At 67.2% G+C, this 17,107-nt stretch carries 14 protein-coding genes; 5 read left to right on the top strand and 9 right to left on the bottom strand.

What is annotated here, in order from left to right; translation table 11 throughout:
* Positions 1–407: 407 nt before the first annotated feature.
* From VPH47_RS02495 to mdoH, 4 genes are read right to left on the bottom strand one after another with little or no spacing between them, the layout of a single operon-like run.
* Complete coding sequence (locus VPH47_RS02495) at positions 408–1,145, bottom strand: LytTR family DNA-binding domain-containing protein (protein ID WP_153854581.1); 738 nt, start codon at positions 1,143–1,145, stop codon at positions 408–410.
* Positions 1,146–1,149: 4 nt separating this feature from the next.
* Entirely contained in the window at positions 1,150–2,193 is a 1,044-nt protein-coding gene (locus VPH47_RS02490) for a sensor histidine kinase (protein ID WP_197611093.1), read from the bottom strand.
* 3 nt (positions 2,194–2,196) lie between these two features.
* Positions 2,197–2,856: an alpha/beta hydrolase gene (locus VPH47_RS02485; RefSeq protein ID WP_153854582.1), complete on the bottom strand. Its 660-nt coding sequence runs from the start codon at positions 2,854–2,856 to the stop codon at positions 2,197–2,199.
* A 50-nt stretch (positions 2,857–2,906) separates the two neighbouring features.
* Positions 2,907–4,832 carry a glucans biosynthesis glucosyltransferase MdoH gene (gene mdoH / locus VPH47_RS02480; RefSeq protein WP_110713822.1) on the bottom strand — a complete coding sequence of 642 codons (1,926 nt, stop codon included), beginning with the start codon at positions 4,830–4,832 and terminating at the stop codon, positions 2,907–2,909.
* Between the two features lie 492 nt (positions 4,833–5,324).
* Here mdoH and VPH47_RS02475 point away from each other — a divergent pair, with 492 nt between their 5' ends.
* Entirely contained in the window at positions 5,325–7,370 is a 2,046-nt protein-coding gene (locus VPH47_RS02475; protein ID WP_368850056.1) for a TonB-dependent receptor, read from the top strand.
* Between the two features lie 60 nt (positions 7,371–7,430).
* Here the strand turns inward: VPH47_RS02475 and VPH47_RS02470 are convergent, their stop codons facing one another.
* A complete protein-coding gene (locus VPH47_RS02470; protein ID WP_180847132.1) occupies positions 7,431–7,601 on the bottom strand; it encodes a hypothetical protein in 171 nt (56 codons plus the stop codon).
* A gap of 215 nt (positions 7,602–7,816) precedes the next feature.
* On the opposite strand from VPH47_RS02470, the gene VPH47_RS02465 reads away from it, so the two are divergent.
* Positions 7,817–8,203, top strand: coding sequence for a DUF2628 domain-containing protein (locus VPH47_RS02465; RefSeq protein WP_180853976.1), 387 nt, complete (start codon positions 7,817–7,819; stop codon positions 8,201–8,203).
* Positions 8,204–8,299: 96 nt separating this feature from the next.
* Here VPH47_RS02465 and VPH47_RS02460 read toward each other — a convergent pair whose 3' ends face one another.
* From VPH47_RS02460 to VPH47_RS02450, 3 genes are all read right to left on the bottom strand, one after another.
* Positions 8,300–10,831 carry a methyl-accepting chemotaxis protein gene (locus tag VPH47_RS02460; RefSeq protein ID WP_110713827.1) on the bottom strand — a complete coding sequence of 844 codons (2,532 nt, stop codon included), beginning with the start codon at positions 10,829–10,831 and terminating at the stop codon, positions 8,300–8,302.
* Positions 10,832–11,041: 210 nt separating this feature from the next.
* Positions 11,042–11,935, bottom strand: coding sequence for an NAD-dependent epimerase/dehydratase family protein (locus VPH47_RS02455; protein ID WP_368850055.1), 894 nt, complete (start codon positions 11,933–11,935; stop codon positions 11,042–11,044).
* A gap of 98 nt (positions 11,936–12,033) precedes the next feature.
* A complete protein-coding gene (locus VPH47_RS02450) occupies positions 12,034–12,945 on the bottom strand; it encodes a S41 family peptidase (protein ID WP_368850054.1) in 912 nt (303 codons plus the stop codon).
* 50 nt (positions 12,946–12,995) lie between these two features.
* On the opposite strand from VPH47_RS02450, the gene VPH47_RS02445 reads away from it, so the two are divergent.
* Entirely contained in the window at positions 12,996–13,460 is a 465-nt protein-coding gene (locus VPH47_RS02445; RefSeq protein WP_368850053.1) for a MarR family winged helix-turn-helix transcriptional regulator, read from the top strand.
* Between the two features lie 5 nt (positions 13,461–13,465).
* On the opposite strand, the gene VPH47_RS02440 is transcribed toward VPH47_RS02445, so the two are convergent.
* Complete coding sequence (locus VPH47_RS02440; protein ID WP_368850052.1) at positions 13,466–14,950, bottom strand: DUF4434 domain-containing protein; 1,485 nt, start codon at positions 14,948–14,950, stop codon at positions 13,466–13,468.
* 207 nt (positions 14,951–15,157) lie between these two features.
* Here VPH47_RS02440 and VPH47_RS02435 point away from each other — a divergent pair, with 207 nt between their 5' ends.
* Complete coding sequence (locus VPH47_RS02435; RefSeq protein WP_368850051.1) at positions 15,158–16,414, top strand: M24 family metallopeptidase; 1,257 nt, start codon at positions 15,158–15,160, stop codon at positions 16,412–16,414.
* Positions 16,407–17,081 carry a CerR family C-terminal domain-containing protein gene (locus VPH47_RS02430; RefSeq protein WP_368850050.1) on the top strand — a complete coding sequence of 225 codons (675 nt, stop codon included), beginning with the start codon at positions 16,407–16,409 and terminating at the stop codon, positions 17,079–17,081. Before VPH47_RS02435 ends, VPH47_RS02430 begins: the two co-directional genes overlap by 8 nt.
* Positions 17,082–17,107 lie beyond the last annotated feature (26 nt).

The following is a 17,107-nucleotide window of genomic DNA, read 5'->3' as shown; positions in this document are numbered from 1 at the left end:
CGCGGACACCCCGCCTGCCCCCACCGCCCCGGCCTCTGACAGTTTCCGTGCGCGTCAGCCACGGAAGATCAAAAGAAAAAAAGCAGAAGCAAAAGCAACAGCCGACGGCTTCCGGGGTCAGATCCCTTTTCCGCAGGAAAAGGGATCTGACCCCTCTTTCCCAGCCGATAACACCAATGCTCTTGCCGTCCGTCACCGGGAAGTTCGTGAGGGTGAGGCGGGATGGGCGGGCGGGACCGTTGGCGCCATGGATGGCGCCATCGAGCCCCCATGGATGGGTTTACGGCGTGTCCCGCCCGCCCATCCCGCCTCACCCAACACGCAACAACACAGAGCCGACAATTTGCTGTTGCTGTTGCTTCAGACGTTGCTCGTAAGCAGTCGCGGCCGCAGGCCGCGCGGAACACTCACAGATGCCGCAGTTCCTGCTTCAGCGTCGCCACGCAGCGGCGGCTGACTTCCAGCGGCTGCTTGCCATGCCGCAGCACCGCCTGCACCTGCCCGCCCGAGCCGCGGCGCAGTTCCACCAGCTCGTGACGTGCCACCAGGCAGTTGCGATGGATGCGGATGAAGCGGCTGGCGAACTCTTCCTCCAGCGACTTCAACGATTCCTCGATCAGGTCCTCGCCGCGAGCGTGGTGCACCACCACGTACTTTTCCTCGGCCTGCAGGTAGTGGATATCGTCCAGCGGAATCAACCGCAGGCTGCCGCGCAGACGTGCGCACAGCACGCTGCGTGCCTGCTGCCCGCTGTGTTCCTGCGGCTGGCCGTCACGGCCGGCCAGGAACGTGCGTGCGCGTGCGATCGCCGCCGCCAGGCGCTCTGCGCGTACCGGCTTCATCAGGTAATCGATCGCTGCGGCCTCGAACGCCGACAGCGCATGCGCATCGTAGGCGGTGCAGAACACCACGGCCGGCCGCGGCTCGAAGCTGGCCAGATGGCGGGCGGCTTCCAGGCCATCCAGCCCGGGCATCGCGATATCCAACAGGACCAGGTCCGGTTGCAGCTCCGCGCACGCGTGCAGGGCCTGCTCGCCGTTGCCGGCCTCGGCCACCACATCCACGCCGTCCTGCGCGGCCAGCAGGCTGCGCAGGCGCTCACGTGCCAGCGGTTCGTCATCAGCGATGACTACCCTCACGATCATCCCCTCACTGGATCGGCACTGTCACCTGGCAGGCATAGTAGCCCTCGCTCCAGCCAGCCGTCATCCGCGCGGCGCTGCCGAAGCGCCAGGCCAACCGATGGCCGATGCTGTGCTGGGCATGGCCGGCACCACGTGCCAGCACCAATCCCGGGGCCTGTGGATCGGGCGCGGGATTGCGCACGCGGATCTGCAGCTCGTTGCCCGCACGCAGCACCTGCAGCTCGATGGTGCCGCCTTCGGGCAAGCGCGAGATGCCGTGCAGCACCGCGTTTTCCACCAGTGGCTGCAGTACCAGCCTCGGCAATGGCAGGTCCCACGGCAGCGGTTCATCGCGTTGCCAGCGCACCTGCAGGCGTTCTCCAAGGCGCAGGGATTCGATCGACAGATAGCGCTCGGCCAGCTCGCATTCGTCACGCAGGGTGGAATCACCCTCGCCTGCCCCAAGGGCTGCACGGAACAGATCGGACAGATCGAGCACCGCACGTTCGGCCACCGCCGGGTCGCGATGCAGCAGGCTGGCGATCAGGTTCATGCTGTTGAACAGGAAATGCGGGCGGATCCGCGCCTGCAGGGCGTCGGCCTGCGCCCGGGCATTGGCCTGCACCTGTGCGGCCCAGCGGTCACTCACGTAGAAATAGCGCAGGGCCAGCGCGGTGATCAGCGCAGTGGTGGCCGCGCTGCCCAGGGTAAAGCGCCAGAAGCTGATTCCCCGGGCAAAGTTGTCCCCCAGCACCGCGTACAGCGCATGCACGATGCCGGCGCAGATCACCGCGATCAGGGTCGCCAGCGTGATCGCCGCGACGGCCCCCAGCAGCTGCGGCAGCCTCGACAGCGTCTGCCGCAGCAGGCACAGGCTGGCGGTCACCGCCAGCGCCAGCCACAACGCGAAGCCACTGGCCGACAGCAGTTCGCCGAAGGTCCAGTGACGGCTACCGTCGGGCGCAAGCGCCAGCACCACCACCACCAGTTCGGCCAGGCCGAGCATTGCCGCCAGCCGCGGCAGGCGGCACAGCTCCGGCATCCACGGCGGTGTGCTGGCCGGGGCCATGGCTCAGGCAGCGCCCAGCCGTTCCTGCAACCAGTCACCCAGCGCCTGGATCTCTTCGGCGCAGACCTGGTGGGCCATCGGGTAGCTGTGCCATTCCACTTCCAGGCCCAGCGCCTGCAGAGCCTGTGCGCTGTGTACGGCCACCGCCTGCGGAATCACCGGATCGCTGCTGCCATGGGCCATGAACACCGGCACCTGCACGGCCCCCTCAATGCGCTTGGCGCTTTCAGCTTCGGGCAGGTAGGTGGACAGCGCGATCAGGCCCGCCAGCGGCGCGGTGCGCGACAGCGCGGCGGTAAGGATGATCGCGCCCCCCTGCGAAAAGCCTGCCAGGAAGATCTTCCCGGGCGCGATGCCGCGCTCGATCTCGCGCGCGATCAGCGCGTCCAGCTGCACCACCGATTCCTGCACGCCCACCATGTCGGCGCGCGAACGGAAATCCATGCCGACGATGTCGTACCAGCCGCGCATCGGCACACCGTTGTTGATCGTGATCGGCCGCACCGGCGCATGCGGGAACACGAAGCGCAGGGCCGGCCAGTGCGGGCGCACCAGTTCCGGCACGATCGGCGCGAAGTCATGGCCATCGGCCCCGAGGCCGTGCAGCCAGATCACCGACCATTGCGGCGAGGCGCCGGTTTCCTGTTCCACCGTTTGCAGCATGATGCGGCTCCTTCAAGTTCGAGCCGCATTATGCCGCTGGCGCAGGGGGATCAGTACAGCGGCGGCTGCTCGGCCGCTTCCCGGCGCAGTTGTGCCGCACGCACAAGCACCGGTGGCGGAATGTTCTCTTCGGGAATATCGAGCAGGCCAAGGCGATGCAGGAAGGCACCCGGGCCGCGTGAAGAGGTCAGCGCCACCACCGGCACCGCCAGCACCATGCCGATCACCACCGGTGCCATCCACGCGGCCAGCGACGGCGAAACCGCCCAGGCCAGCACGCCCATGAAGGCACCGAAGACACCCAGGCCGCCATAGCCGCGGATCAGCGCCAGCCACGAGATGCCACCATCGTCACGCTGCTGCGCGTCCCAGCCCGAGTCGCGCCCGGACAGCACCTCGGCGACGCCGCGCGACTGCACGTACATCACCACCGGCGCCATCAGTGCGGCCAGCACCGTTTCCACCAGCATCGACACGAAGGCGCGGATCGCACCGCCACAGCCACGGCGGTCGACCGGGTCCAGCAGCATCGCCAGGTAGCCCAGCACCTTGGGCAACAGCAGCACCGCCATGGTGGCCGCGAACAGGCGCACCACCTGCTCTTCGTCCTGGGCGCGCCAGTACACGCTGGGCGACAGGTGCAGCAGGGCGTTGAAATCGATGCCCTCCTGGAACAGCGGGATGGCGATGCCGATCAGCATCAGCATCGCCCACATCGGCGCGGTGAAATAGTGGCCGATGCCGATCAGCATGTGCGTGCGGCTGATCCAGTGCAGCCCGCGGCTGCCGACCACCTTGCCGTGCTGCAGGTTGCCCTGGCACCAGCGGCGGTCGCGCACCAGCAGGTCGGTAAGGGTCGGCGGGCCTTCCTCGTAGCTGCCGCCCAGGTACGGCACCATGTGCGCAGCCCAGCCACCACGGCGCATCAGCGCTGCCTCAACGAAATCATGGCTGAGCACGTGGCCGCCGAAGGGCTTGCGTCCCGGCAGCGCCGGCAGGCCGGCGTGGTCGGCGAAAGCGCGGGTGCGGATGATCGCGTTGTGGCCCCAGTAATTGCTCTCGGCACCATGCCACCAGGCCACGCCGCGCGCGATCACCGGGCCGTACACGCGGCCACCGAACTGCTGCATGCGGGCGAACAGGGTGCGGCCGCCGATCACCGACGGCAGGGTCTGGATCAGACCGACATCGGCGTTGTGCTCCATGCCAGCCACCAGGCGTACGATGCTGTCGCCGGTCATCAGGCTGTCGGCATCGAGGATCAGCATCTGCGGGTAGGCACCGCCGAAGCGGCGGACCCAGTCGGCGATGTTGCCTGCCTTGCGCCCGCTGTTGTCGCCGCGGCGACGGTAGAACAGGCGCGTTCGGCCATCCGGCACACGCTCGCGCAGCTCGGCGAACACCTGTTCCTCGGCGCGTGCGATGTCCTCGCGGCGGGTGTCGCTGAGCACGAAGAAGTCGAAGCGCTCCAGCTGGCCGGTGGCGGCCACTGATTCGTAGATGGCCTGCAGGCCCGCCAGCAGGCGCCGCGGGTCTTCGTTGTAGGTCGGCATCAGCAGCGCGGTGCGGCTGTGCACGGTCGGCAGCGGTTTGTCCGGATCGATGCCGAGGCGGTAGCCACGATCGAACACGGCGGTCAGGAAGCCGGCCAGGGCACTGGCGAAGGACAGTGCGATCCAGGCGAACAGGCCGACGAACAGCACCAGCAGGCACGCTTCGAGCACGCTGATGCCATTGGCCGACAGCACTCGCCACATCATGCGGGTGGCGATGGCGGTCATGCCCAGGGTGCCACCGAAGATATACAGCCGGCGCAGGCCGATCAGGCGCGGCGAGGTGCGGTGGCGGCGGACCTTGAGCTCGCCTTCGCGCAGGGTCTGCTCGGGCATCTGCAGCGGCGACTCGGCCGGCAGCAGCGCCCAGCCGGCGTCGAGCCGGGGTGCATCCGCTTCCGCGTGGATGGTTTGACCCCCCATCACCGCTTACTCCCCACGGTCGGCATGGCCGGCCGTCCCGGCCGGGCTGCATGCACGAAGGTTCCCGGCGCGCCTTCCCGGCGCCCGCACTTGTCCTGGCTGTGCCGGCGCTTGGCCGCACAGTCGATGTCTGTCACTACCGGAACCCACACGATCTCCAACGGGGCGGAATCGAAAATGCGGCTCAGTCTAGGGCGCCGGATGTAAGCCGCGTGCGAAGGTCTACGCCCGCATTTATCCCCATTCAGCAAACAGCAGGCGTGCCGTGACGGTGCGGCAGGTTGTCGCTTTGTCACCGGGGGTACTGGATCGTAACAAACGCGAACGGTTATCATTTCATTAACCAGGCAGGTTGCCGTCTTCCGCACGGCTGAGACCCACCCAGCTGCGCCGGTCCACACCGCGCGCCGACGACCCATGGAAGGGGCTGCCTGCGGTCCGCCTGCGCCTGCCGTTTCCACCGGGTCCCTACTCTCTCCGATGGAAGCCGTCATGTCCCTGCCGTCCCGTTCCCGTTCCCCGCGCCTGCCGCGCACCCACCTGGCCACCGCCCTGGCCACCGCCTGCCTGCTGGCCCTGCCCGGCCTGGCCGCCGCCGAAGCCAGCGCAGATGCCTCCACCAAGGACCTGGATACCGTGGTGGTCACCGCCTCGGGCAACCAGCAATGGATCAAGGATGCCCCGGCCAGCATCAGCGTGATCAGCCGCGAGGACATCGAGCGCCAGCCGGTGCACGACCTGGCCACCCTGCTCAGCCGCGTGCCGGGCGTAACCGGCGGCCTCAGCGCGGCGGGCGAGCAGTCCAAGATCAAGCTGCGCGGCATGCCCTCCAACTACACGCTGGTGCTGGTGGACGGCAAGCGCATGGGCAGCTCGGCCTCGACCAATTACCGCCCCGACCTCGGCCGCCAGGATCTGAACTGGATCTCGCCCGACCAGATCGAACGCATCGAGGTGGTACGCGGACCGATGTCGTCGCTGTACGGCTCCGACGCCATGGGCGGCGTGATCAACATCATCACCAAGCGCATCGGCGATGACTGGAACGGCAGCGCCACCCACAGCTATACCCGCCCCGGCGATGGCAAGCGCGGCGATACCCAGCAGATCGGCGCGACGTTCTCCGGCCCGCTTGGTGAACGCTTCGGCCTGCGTATCGGCGCCAACAGCATGCGCCGCGACTCGGACCGGTCCAACGGCGGCGTCTACGGCAATGCCTACGCCGGCGAGAAGGACCGCAATGTTGACGCCCTGCTGCAATGGAAGCTCAGCGACGCCCAGGAGCTGTCGCTGGAAGCTGGTCATGGCGTGCAGCAGGCCTTCATCGATGCCTCGTTGGAAAAACAGGACGAAGGCGCCTGGGGCGCCAGTGAACTCAAGCGCAGCTCGCTGGCCCTCAATCACGATGGCAAGTGGAGCTTCGGCAACTCGAAGCTCAGCGCCTACTGGACCGAGTACAAGAACGACATTGGTGCCACCGGCCGCTCCGAGGCCACCGATACGATCATCGAAGGCAGCCTGACCACGCCGTTCACCCTGGGGGTTGAACACCAGTTTGCCGTGGGCGGCCAGTGGAAGCGCCAGGAACTGACCAACACCGATACCATCGGCCGTGCGCCGATCGACTATGCCGGCAATGCCGTCAGCGGCTCCAACCTGGAAGTGGACACCTGGGCGCTGTTCGTCGAGGACGAACTGAAGCTGCACCGCACCCTGGCGCTGACCCTGGGCGCACGCCTGGACCACCATGAGAAGTTCGGCAGCCACGTCAGCCCGCGTGCCTACCTGGTCTGGCATCCGGCCGAGCAGTGGACGATCCGAGGCGGCGTTTCCAAAGGCTTCCGCGCGCCCAGCCTGACCGAGAATTCGGCCACCGCCGCCACCCAGTCCGGTGGTCGTGGCTGCACCTCGCTGATTCCGCTGGGCTATACCCGTGGCGGTTGCTACATGGCCGGCAACCCGGACCTGGATCCGGAAACCAGCACCAACCGTGAGATCGGCATCAGCTTCGACAACGATCTGGTGGATGCCGGCCTGACCTACTTCCATACCGACTTCAGGAACAAGATCGAGTACGCCCCACTGGGCCGGTTCAACGGCATCTGGTGGACGCGCATGAGCAACGTGCAGCGGGCGCGCACCAGCGGCATGGAAGGCAACCTCAACTTCCGCTTCGGTGAGCACTGGCGCTGGCGTACCTCGGCCACCTGGATGAAGGAGGCCAAGAACCTGACCACCGGCAGGAACCTGATCGATACACCGGAATTCTCCGGCTACTCGTCGCTGGACTGGACACCCGGTACGGTGTTCTCCAGCAGCCTGTCGGCGCAGTACACCGGCAAGCAGACCGGCACGGCGACGACCTTCCTCAAGGCCTACACCCTGTATGACCTGACCGCAGCGTGGAACGTCAACGAGGTGCTGACCCTGCGCGGCGGCGTCAGCAACCTGGCCGACAAGAAGCTGTATGCCGAAGGCTCCACCGACTACTTCGTGGCCGGACGCAGCTACTTCCTGAGCATGACCGCGCGGTTCTGACCGGCGGCGCGCGCCGCGATCGCGCTGGCGACAGGCCAGCGCGATCGGCGGTGTTGCGGATCACTCGCTTTCCAGGGCGGCCTGGGCCGCATCCTGCGTGGCAGCCGTGCGCGCACGGTCCATTGCCACCGCCAGTTGCTGGCGTGCGAGCAGTTGTTGTGCCTGCACCACTTCAGGTGTCGGCAGGAGCACCGGTCCCGGTGCGTTTTCCGGTGTAGCAGGTGTGGTCATGCAACCTCCATGGACATCCCGCCGCCGCACAGATTCAGCTGGGGCGGCAGCGGAACTGCGCACCCTATCCTAAAAACAAGGCGGATGGGTGACGGTGCGGCGCACAGCCGCAGCTTCACACGGCAAAGAACGTCACATTTTTGACGCCGGAGGGTAGTTTCCTGAATTCGCGACATCTATCATGGAACCGTTTTCCTACAAGGACGTATACGTCAATGAACACAGTCGACCTCTCCCGCTTCAGCCCGAAGTGGCAGTTCCGCTTCAACTTCTTCCAGCAGCACGGCGCGCCCAAGGAGCCGGGTTTCAAGCAGGCCTGGAAGGCGTTGTCCTTCGGCGACCGGCTGAAGGTCAACATCAATTTCTTCGCCTTCTTCTTCGGCTTCATCTACCTGCTCATCCTGGGCATGTGGCGCAAGGCGCTGGTCGTGCTCGGCATCAACATCGTGCTGACCCTCGTCACCCTGTTCCTGCCGGACATCGTCGCCCGTGCGCTGTTCATCGCCATGAACTTCCTGGTCGCCTCCAGCACCAACTACAGCTACTACCTGGAACAGGTGAAGGGCAGGGCCAGCTGGAACCCCTTCGAAGGGATGTTCTGAGCCATTGCAGCTGCCGGACCTGATTCCGGCACACCGGCGAGCAGAAACGACGACGCCCGGCTTTGGCCGGGCGTCTTCTTTTGCGCATGCCGGGACTCAGGCCGCGTGGCGTGCCACGGCGACCGGCTCGGCCTGCAGGCGGAAACGCGAGACCGCCACCGCCAGCTGCTCGGCCTGTTCTTCCATCGCCCGCGCGGCGGCGCTGGCTTCTTCCACCAGCGCGGCGTTCTGCTGGGTGGTCTCGTCCATCTGCACCACGGTCTGGTTGACCTGCTCGATGCCCGCCGACTGCTCGCGCGAGGCCGCCGAGATCTCGGCCATGATCTCGTTGACCCGGCCGACCTGGCCGACGATTTCCTGCATGGTACGGCCCGCGCCGTGCACCAGCTGCGCACCGGCACCGACCTGCGCCACCGAGGCGTCGATCAGCTCCTTGATCTCCTTGGCCGCACCCGCCGATCGCTGTGCCAGCGCACGCACTTCGCTGGCGACCACGGCGAAGCCACGGCCCTGCTCGCCGGCACGCGCCGCTTCCACCGCCGCATTCAGCGCCAGGATGTTGGTCTGGAAGGCGATCCCATCGATCACCGAAATGATCTCGGCAATGCGCTGCGAGGAGGCTTCGATCTGCTCCATCGTCTGCACCACCTGGCTGACCACCTGCCCGCCTTCGCTGGCAACGCCGGCCGCGGAACCGGCCAGGGTATTGGCCTGCAGCGCGTGGTCGGCGTTCTGGCGCACGGTGGAGGTCAATTCCTCCATCGAGGCCGCCGTTTCTTCCAGGTTGGCGGCCTGCTGCTCGGTACGCCGCGACAGGTCGCTGTTGCCCGCGGCAATTTCACCCGCGGCCAGGCGGATGCTGGCCGCCGACTGCTGGATCTGGCCGACGATCCGGGTCAGCTGCTGCACGGTGCTGTTGGCATCGTCGCGCATCACCGCGAACACGCCGTGGAAGTCGCCCTGCATGCGCGCGCTGAGGTCGCCTGCGGCGATCGCGCGCAGCAGTGTCGACAGCTCGGCCAGGTTGTGGTCGCTCACCTGCATCATGGTATTGAGGGTTTCCACCATGCGGCGGAAGTCGTGGTCGAAGCACAGGGCATCGCCACGCACCGCGAAGTCACCGGCAGCGGCCGCAGCAGCCAGCTGCTGGATCTGTTCATTGATCGCGGCCAGGTTCCGCTTGGTGGTGGCCATCGCGGCGGTGAACACCGCCTTCTCGCCCGGCAGCGCTTCCATGTCCTGACTGAGGTCGCCAACGGCGTAGCGCTGCATCACTTCAACCAGGCGCTGGGTGACCGCGTTGCTGGAGGCCACCAGCTGGTTGCTGTCGGCCACCATGCGGCCGTACTCGCCCGGGAACGCCGCGGCGTCCATGCGGTAACTGAGCTCGCCGGCATCGTGGCGGCGCGCCATTTCCGCCTGCGCCGCCATCACCGCCTGCAGCTGGCCGCGCATGCCCTGCATCGCGTCCAGCAGGCGCCCCACTTCGTCATTGCTGCGTGCCGGCAGGGTGCTGTCCAGCTTGCCAGCGGCGACATCACCGGCCACGCGCACCGCTTCGGCCAACGGACGGATTGCCAACCGGCGCAGCAGAACATAGACACCCGCACTGAGGGTCAATGCTGCCACCACACCGACCAGCAGGGTCAGCCACAGCAACTGACGTGCCTCTGCGACGATCACCGAATGCGGCATCACCACGCCCAGCGCGAAGCGCTGCGGGGCGTCGCCCACGCGCAGCGGCACGTACACGCGCACGTTGCCGGCCGCATCGGGGCTGAAAGCCTCGAACGGACGGTCGGCAGCGATGTCGGCCAGCATGCTGCGGGTCAGCGCGTCGCTGCGTGGCTTGCCGATCTCAGCGGCATTGGCCGAGGCCAGCACCACGCCCTTCGGCGACAGCAGTTCGACGCTGCCAGCCCCCATCGGCTTCAACGTGGCCAGGTGCTTCTGCAGCGCCGCCAGCGAGAAATCGACGGTGAACACGCCGAGGAACCTGCCATTCTCGACAATGGGCGTGCTCAGCGTGCTCATCAGCACCTGCTGGCCGGCGATGTCATAGGCATAGGGCTCGCTGACCTTGGGCAGCTGGTCGCGGCTGGGCACCATGTACCAGTCACCGGAACCGCTGGCGGTCTCGGTGTAGTCGGTCATCTGCGACTGCTGCGGCTTGCCGTCGTGCCAGGCCCAGTAGCTCATGTAGCGACCGGTGGCGTCGTGCGCTTCAGTGTTGACGAACTCGGCATCCTTGCCGTCGAAGGCATCGGCCTCCCACATGGTGCTCTTGCCCAGCCACTCCGGGTGGGTACGCAGCTGTTCGCCGAGTACTGCCGCCAGGCTGGCGCGATCGGGCACGTCACCGCGCGCACGCTGGGCGAGCACGGTTTCGACCATGGCATCGTTGCTGGCGAAAGCGGTGCCCAGGTCAGCCGAGACCTGGCGCGCTTCGGCGGTGGCTTCGCTGGACAGGGTCTGGCGCGAGGCGTTGATCAGGCTGGCACTGGCCTGGCGGTAGATCAGGAACGCGGTCAGGCCGAAGCACAACAGTGCGATCACAGCGGTGCCCAGCATCAGCTTGTGGGCAATGCTGCCCGGGCGGCGGGCAGCGGCGGAGCGGGAAGGAGGCATGGAAAGGTCCGCAAGGCAGTTCAGGACGACCGGCGCCGCGAGGGCACCGCGCAGGCGCGCGATCCATCGCGCAGGCCACCGGCCGCCGGGGCATGCCCGGCACTGGAAGCGCACCGGGTTAGCGGCCGCCTGCCAACGAGGTTGAGGCGGCCGGCCTGCACATTCCTGAACCTGCTCAGGGTCGGGTCAGGAACCCGCCCCGCGGCCGCCCTATTCGGCAACGCGGTCCTTGATCCATTCCGCCCGCGGCAGCACTTCGATGCTGCCAGCGGCGTACTGCTGCAGCACGTCGTCCGGACCGAAGCGCGGCTGCCAGCCGAGTTCGCTGCGCATGAGCGCACTGTCGTAGACGCGGTCGATGCTCAGCGGCAGCGGCCAGCCACGGCGCTCGAACTCGGCCAGCAACTGCGGGGCGCGGCGGGCCAGCACCCCGCGTGGTTGGGTCGCCAGTTCCAGGCAATCCTCGCGCCGGAACGGCGTCGGTGCGCAGGCAATGTAGCGGGCGAAGGCAGCGCCCTCATCGTGCAGCAGCGCGGCATGTGCGCTGGCCACGTCCCGCGCGTCGATGCCACGGTGCAGGCGGAACATCGCCATGCGCTCGGGCGGTTCCGGGAAGCAGCGGCCCATGCGCAGCACGCGCACACTGAAACCGGGCGCGGTTGCGGCTTCGGCCAGAGCCTCGGCCTGCAGCTTGGTGCGATGGTAGATGGTGCGCGGCAGAGGCTCGGTGTCCTCGTCGATCCAGCGGCAGCCGCCGGCCACCACCGCGTGACCGTAGAGGGCGGTGGTGCTGGTCAGCACGAAGCGCCGTGCACCGGCCTCGCGTGCCGCCTGCAGCAGGTGCGCGGTGGCGTCCACATTGCTCTGCTGGAACACCGCATCCGGCACCAGCCCGACGTGCGGGGCATGCAACGCTGCGGTATGGATGACCGCGTCGACACCCTGCACCGCCCGCGTGACCGCCTGACGATCAGTGACATCGGCAATGATGCGCGTCGTGGCGAACGGGCTGCGATCCAGCCCCACCACTTCATGGGCCGCCGCCAACGCGCCGAAGATCGCCCGCCCGATCCGCCCGGAACTGCCGGTCAACAGAATCTTCATTGAGTCCATTCACTCGAAGCGCCCGGGAACTACCGGGATGCTTCGATTCTAGGCATGCAGCCGCGCATCCGCGATAGGAAGGCGTTGCAGATATGCGTTCATCCTGACGACTTCATCGGGGCCAGCAGCTGCCGTGCGATGAACAACGGATCATCACCTCCCGGCGTATCAGGCATGACGCCGCGCTTCTCCCAGTTGCCGCCGGTGCGCAGATTGATCGGCTGCCGGTCCGGAATGCTGATCTGATAGCCATCCGGCAGCAGTACAGGATCATCGAACATATGCGCGGCGCCGCCGCTGCGACTGCCGACGATCTGCGCTCGTCCCAGCGCCTGCAGCGAGTACGCCACGAACTCGGCGGCCGAACCGGTACGGCGGTCGATCAGCACCACCAGCGGCTTCAGGTACAAAGGCAGGCTCGCTGGCGGCAGCAGTACGGGGGTACGCCTGCCACGCTGCTCAAGCGCCTGCACTGCGGTGACGCCTGGCTCCAGCAGCGTGCGCACCAGCAGGTCCGCGCTGCCATCATCACCGCCCCCGTTCTGGCGCAGGTCCAGCACCAGGCCATCGGTGTCGGCCAGCAGGCTGAACGCCGCCGCCAGCTTGGGCCGGGCCAGATCCACCGGATAGAAGGTGCTCAGGCGCAGGTAACCGATGTTGCCCTCCAGCACCCGCACTTCGCGCACGCCCGCAGCATTGCCACGCGCATCCGCGCGCCAGGCCATCAGCCAATCGTCCTGCCCGGCGCGGGCATCCACCCGTTCCACATGGAAGTGGCCGTCGAACACATCCAGGTCCTGGTTCAGGCGCGCACTGAAGACCTTCGGGTCCGCGCAGCTGTCCACATAGCGCTGCTGGCTGGACCAGCCGCGCACGGCCCCGGCAATGCGCGCGCCCTCGGCCACGTCCAGGTAGTGCGCCTGTATCGCCGTGGCCGCCGCCTGCAGCACCGCGTCCTGGGCCGGGCAGGACGCCGCCAGCACCGCGCCCAGCATCCACGAAACCGCCATGACCGCACCCCACGTTGATGATATGTAAGCGCTTATATATCATCACACCCATGGATCTCCAACACGCCACCCTGGGCACCCTGCTGCGCGCCCTGCTTGATCAGCTCGATCCGGCGGTCGAACAGGCCTATCGCGACCTGCAGCTGGACTACCGGCCGCGCTACACCCCGGTGCTGCGCACGTTGATGGCGCAGGGCCCCTGCCGCATCAAGGACCTGGCACTGGCCTGCGGGCTCAGCCATTCGGCGCTCAGCCAGACGGTTTCAGCGATGGTGCACGACGGCTGGCTGCATACCGCCATCGGCGAGGACAGCCGCGAGCGCATCCTGCAGCTCAGCCCGCAGGCGCTGCAGGTCCTGCCGGCGCTGCAGGCACAGTGGCAGGCTACGGCGCGCGCGGCGCGCAGCCTGGATACCGATCTCGGGCAGTCACTGGAGCAGGTGCTGCGCGACGCACTGCAGGCGCTTGAACAGCGGCCGTTCTCACAGCGGCTGCACGACGCACGCGAACGCTGACATCGCTACTGCTCGGCCGCGATCTCGATCTCGCTGAGGAAGGTCCAGTTGCCATTGGCCAGCCGCAGCTCCAGTGTGCGGCACTGCGCAGCCAGGGGCGCCACGTTGCCCAGCACGTATTCCTCCTCGTTCGATCCACTGAGTCCCGCCTGGGTGAACGGCGCCGACAACATGCCGATGCTGGTTGCTGCAGTACCCGGCTCAGTGCACATCACCTCCACCGACGTCGGCGTGACGATGCCCCATCCGGGGCGAGTCATCGTGTGCAGGCCGATCCAGTCCACCCGCCGACGCTGGCCGAGGTCGATGGTGATGCTGACGTTGCCGTGCACGCCCACCCAGCCGGCATCCATCGGATTGCGCGGGTCCCCCACCCGACGATCGAACAGCTCGTGGCCACTGCTGTCCGGATAGTTCGCATCCGGTGCCACGCTGTAGCTGTACGCGGTCTGCACCGGATCGACGAGGTAGGACGCGCCGAGCCCATACAGCCCGCGATAGGTGTTCATCATCCGCGGCGATTCGGCATAGCCCTGGCCGGGACCGACCACCTCGGACATGTGGTACTGGTTGAGCCAGGCAACGCGCTTGCCGGCCGAACGCGCACTCCACAACTGCTGGTTGATGCGCTGCACCGAAGCGGAGCGGTAGGCGCCGGACAACCCGTTGCCGGTCTCCAGGAACAACGGACTGCCATGGTTGAACAGTTCGATATCGGCCCACAGGCCGCTGGCACCCAACGCCGCCGACAGCGCCTCGTAATACGCCTCGGTGGAATGACCCGGGCGATCCCACTGGAACAAGCGCGCATGCGAGGCGGCGCCGATGCCGTCCTGCCAGATCTGCACATCCACCCCGGTAGCCGTGCGGAACTGCGCCGCCGCACGCGCGACACTTGCCGGATCCACGCTGGATGACGCCAGGTAGGGGGCGACCATCACCGGCCTGGACGGGGTACTGCCCTTCAGGGCCGTCACGATCGCACGATAGAAGGGCGCACGATCAGCCGGTACCTGTGCCGGCTCGTCGGTGATGTACCAGCCGGCGAAGGCCGGATGCGATCCGTACTGCTGGCCAAGCTGGGCCAGCGACTGCGCGGCGTCCTGCGCCACGGCCGTTGCGTTCTGGCCTTGCCAGAAGGTGCCGCACTGTCCCGAACTGTAGGTGGTACCGACCACGACCTTCATGCCGCGCGCGGCCGCCGCATCGAGGACGGTGCCCAGCTTGCCGGGGAAACCGGCGATCCATTCGAAATCCTGCACACCGCTGGCGCACCCCACACCCGCACGCGTGGCACGAACCTGACCGAGGATGAGGGTGTCGTTGCCCAGGTCCTGCAGTTCATCCAGGAACAGCGGCAACTGCGTGGCCGGTAGTTGTTCGTCGGTAGCCGAATAGCCGACGTGGACAAAGCTGCCGGACAACAGGGGACTGGCCGCATGGACGGGGGCGGTACAGGCCAGCAATGCGATCAATCCAATCCTGTTCATGTTCTACGTCCCTGTTGTGGCCAGGCGAGTGGCGTTGTTGCGCATCCTATCAACAGCGGCGGTGGCCCCATCACGATCATCGGCAACGCTGCGCAATCGCCGACTTCAGTTGCCCCCGCAGCAACGCACATGCAATGCCGATTCAAGCGGTTGATTCATTCATCTGCGTGATCGAGCCTGCGCGCTCTTTCCCCTGGAGTACCCCACATGCGCACGCCTCCCGCACCGCTCAGCCTGATGGAACGCGACCGCCGCTGGGCGCTGGCCCGCGACATCATGGCCAATGAACGCCTCGATGCCCTGGTTGTGCATGGCGACCGCGAAGCCGCCGCACCCGCCGGCTTCTCGCCGGACTGCTACTTCACCAATGACCGGCCCGGCTCGATCGTGGTGTTCGTCGGCGACCAGCCGCCCCGGGTGTTCACCTTTGCCTCGCTGATGATTGCAGACCACCTGCAGGCCGGCCTGCGCGGCGACCTGCAGTGGATCGCGCCCGAGCAGCTATGGGTTGGCAAATCCGGTCAGGAGGTTGGCCGCTGGCTGCAGCAGTGTGGCCTGCGCTCGGCACGTATCGGCGTGCTGGGGCTGGAGCCCTATCCGCCGTTCTACTTCGACGGCGCGATGCCCGCGCGCACCCTGCAGGGCATGCAGGCGGCAGTGCCGGGCGCGGAATTCGTACCGGTGTACCGCGCGTTCTTCCAGCGCGCCTCGGTAAAGAGCCAGGAGGAACTGGCGCTGATCGCGCATGCCGCCTGGATCGGTGAATCCATGAGCGAGGCGCTGCGTACCACTGCTCGGCCAGGTGTTTCCGAAGCCGAACTGGTGGCCGCAGTGACCGCCACCTGTTTCTCGCTGGGGGGCTACACCGCCGAGGTGCTGCTCGGCTCGGGCCCGGAGTATGTAGGCTGGGGACCACCCGCCTGGCAGTACCGTGCACAACCGCCGCGCATCCTGCGCGATGGTGACCTGGTGTTGTCGGAGATCTTCGCACTGTACGGGCTGATGGAAACCCAGCATCAGGCCGCGGTTGCCATCGGCGAGGTGCACGAGGACATCCATCGCTCCGCCGCCGTCGCCCGCAGCAGCTACGAAGCAGGCCTGTCCGCACTGCGCGTGGGCAATACCTTCGGCGATGTCGTCGACGCGATGGAAGCGCCCCTGCTGGCGGCGGGCGGTTGGCACGTGCACCCGCTGGTCCACAGCCTCAACCCCTATGGACCGATTGGCTTTGGCCGTGCACCCGGCATCGAAGCGCTGCCGGAGGCCGCACGATATGCGCACATCGCGCCGCTGCCGACTGTCGGGCGCGAACTGCCCTTGCAGGCCGGCATGTGCTTCGCCTTCGAACCGAACTGTGCATTCGGCCGACACATGGCCAACATTGGCGGTACGGTCATCGTCGGCGCGGAGGCGGGTATCGCGCTCAATGAAAACTCGACACGGTTGATGCAGGCCGATGCCTGAGTTCATCGCCCACCTGCAGACACCGGCACGGCGGCGCGCGGCCGAGACACGCAGCGGTCAGACCCGAGCCCGACTGCTGCACGCGGGGCTGCAGCTGTTCAGCGCGTTCGGCGTGGAGGGCGTGCGCACCCGCCAGCTGGTGGACATGGCTGGCTGCAGCCAATCGGCCATCCCATATCACTTCGGCGGCAAGCTGGAACTGTATGACGCCGTTCTGCAGCGCTGCGCTCAAGCCATCGCCGAACGACTGCCGCTGCCGGCGGCGCCACCGAGCGGCACGCGGCAGGCCGCGCAGCAGCTGCAGGAATTGATGCGGACATTTGTCCACGCCTTGTTGTCGGCGCCGGATGCGGGCCCACGCACGTTGCTGCTGGCACGCGAACAGATCCAACCGACGGCCGCGTTCGCCAGCGCCCACCGTACGCTGTTCGAACCCCTGCACACCACGCTGGCTGCGTGCGTGGCGTGCCTGCGTGGCAGCGAACCATCCAGCGTCGAGACGTTGCTGCGCACCCACGCCCTGCTTGGGCAGGCGATCGTCTTCGCCGTCTCCCATGGGGCGCTGCAGGCACGATTGAACCGGGGAGCACCCTTGGCAGACGTGGAGACGATCGCGGCGGTGGTCAGTGGCATGGCACTGGCGGCGGCGAAGGCGGCGCCCGCCTGAATGGCTGCGTCATCAGCCCCGTGCGC

Origin of the sequence: Stenotrophomonas sp. WED208, assembly GCF_040984485.1 — a bacterium.
Taxonomy (GTDB): domain Bacteria; phylum Pseudomonadota; class Gammaproteobacteria; order Xanthomonadales; family Xanthomonadaceae; genus Stenotrophomonas; species Stenotrophomonas riyadhensis.
Note: the sequence above shows the minus strand (reverse complement) of the source record. Positions and strands in the feature narration are given on the sequence as shown.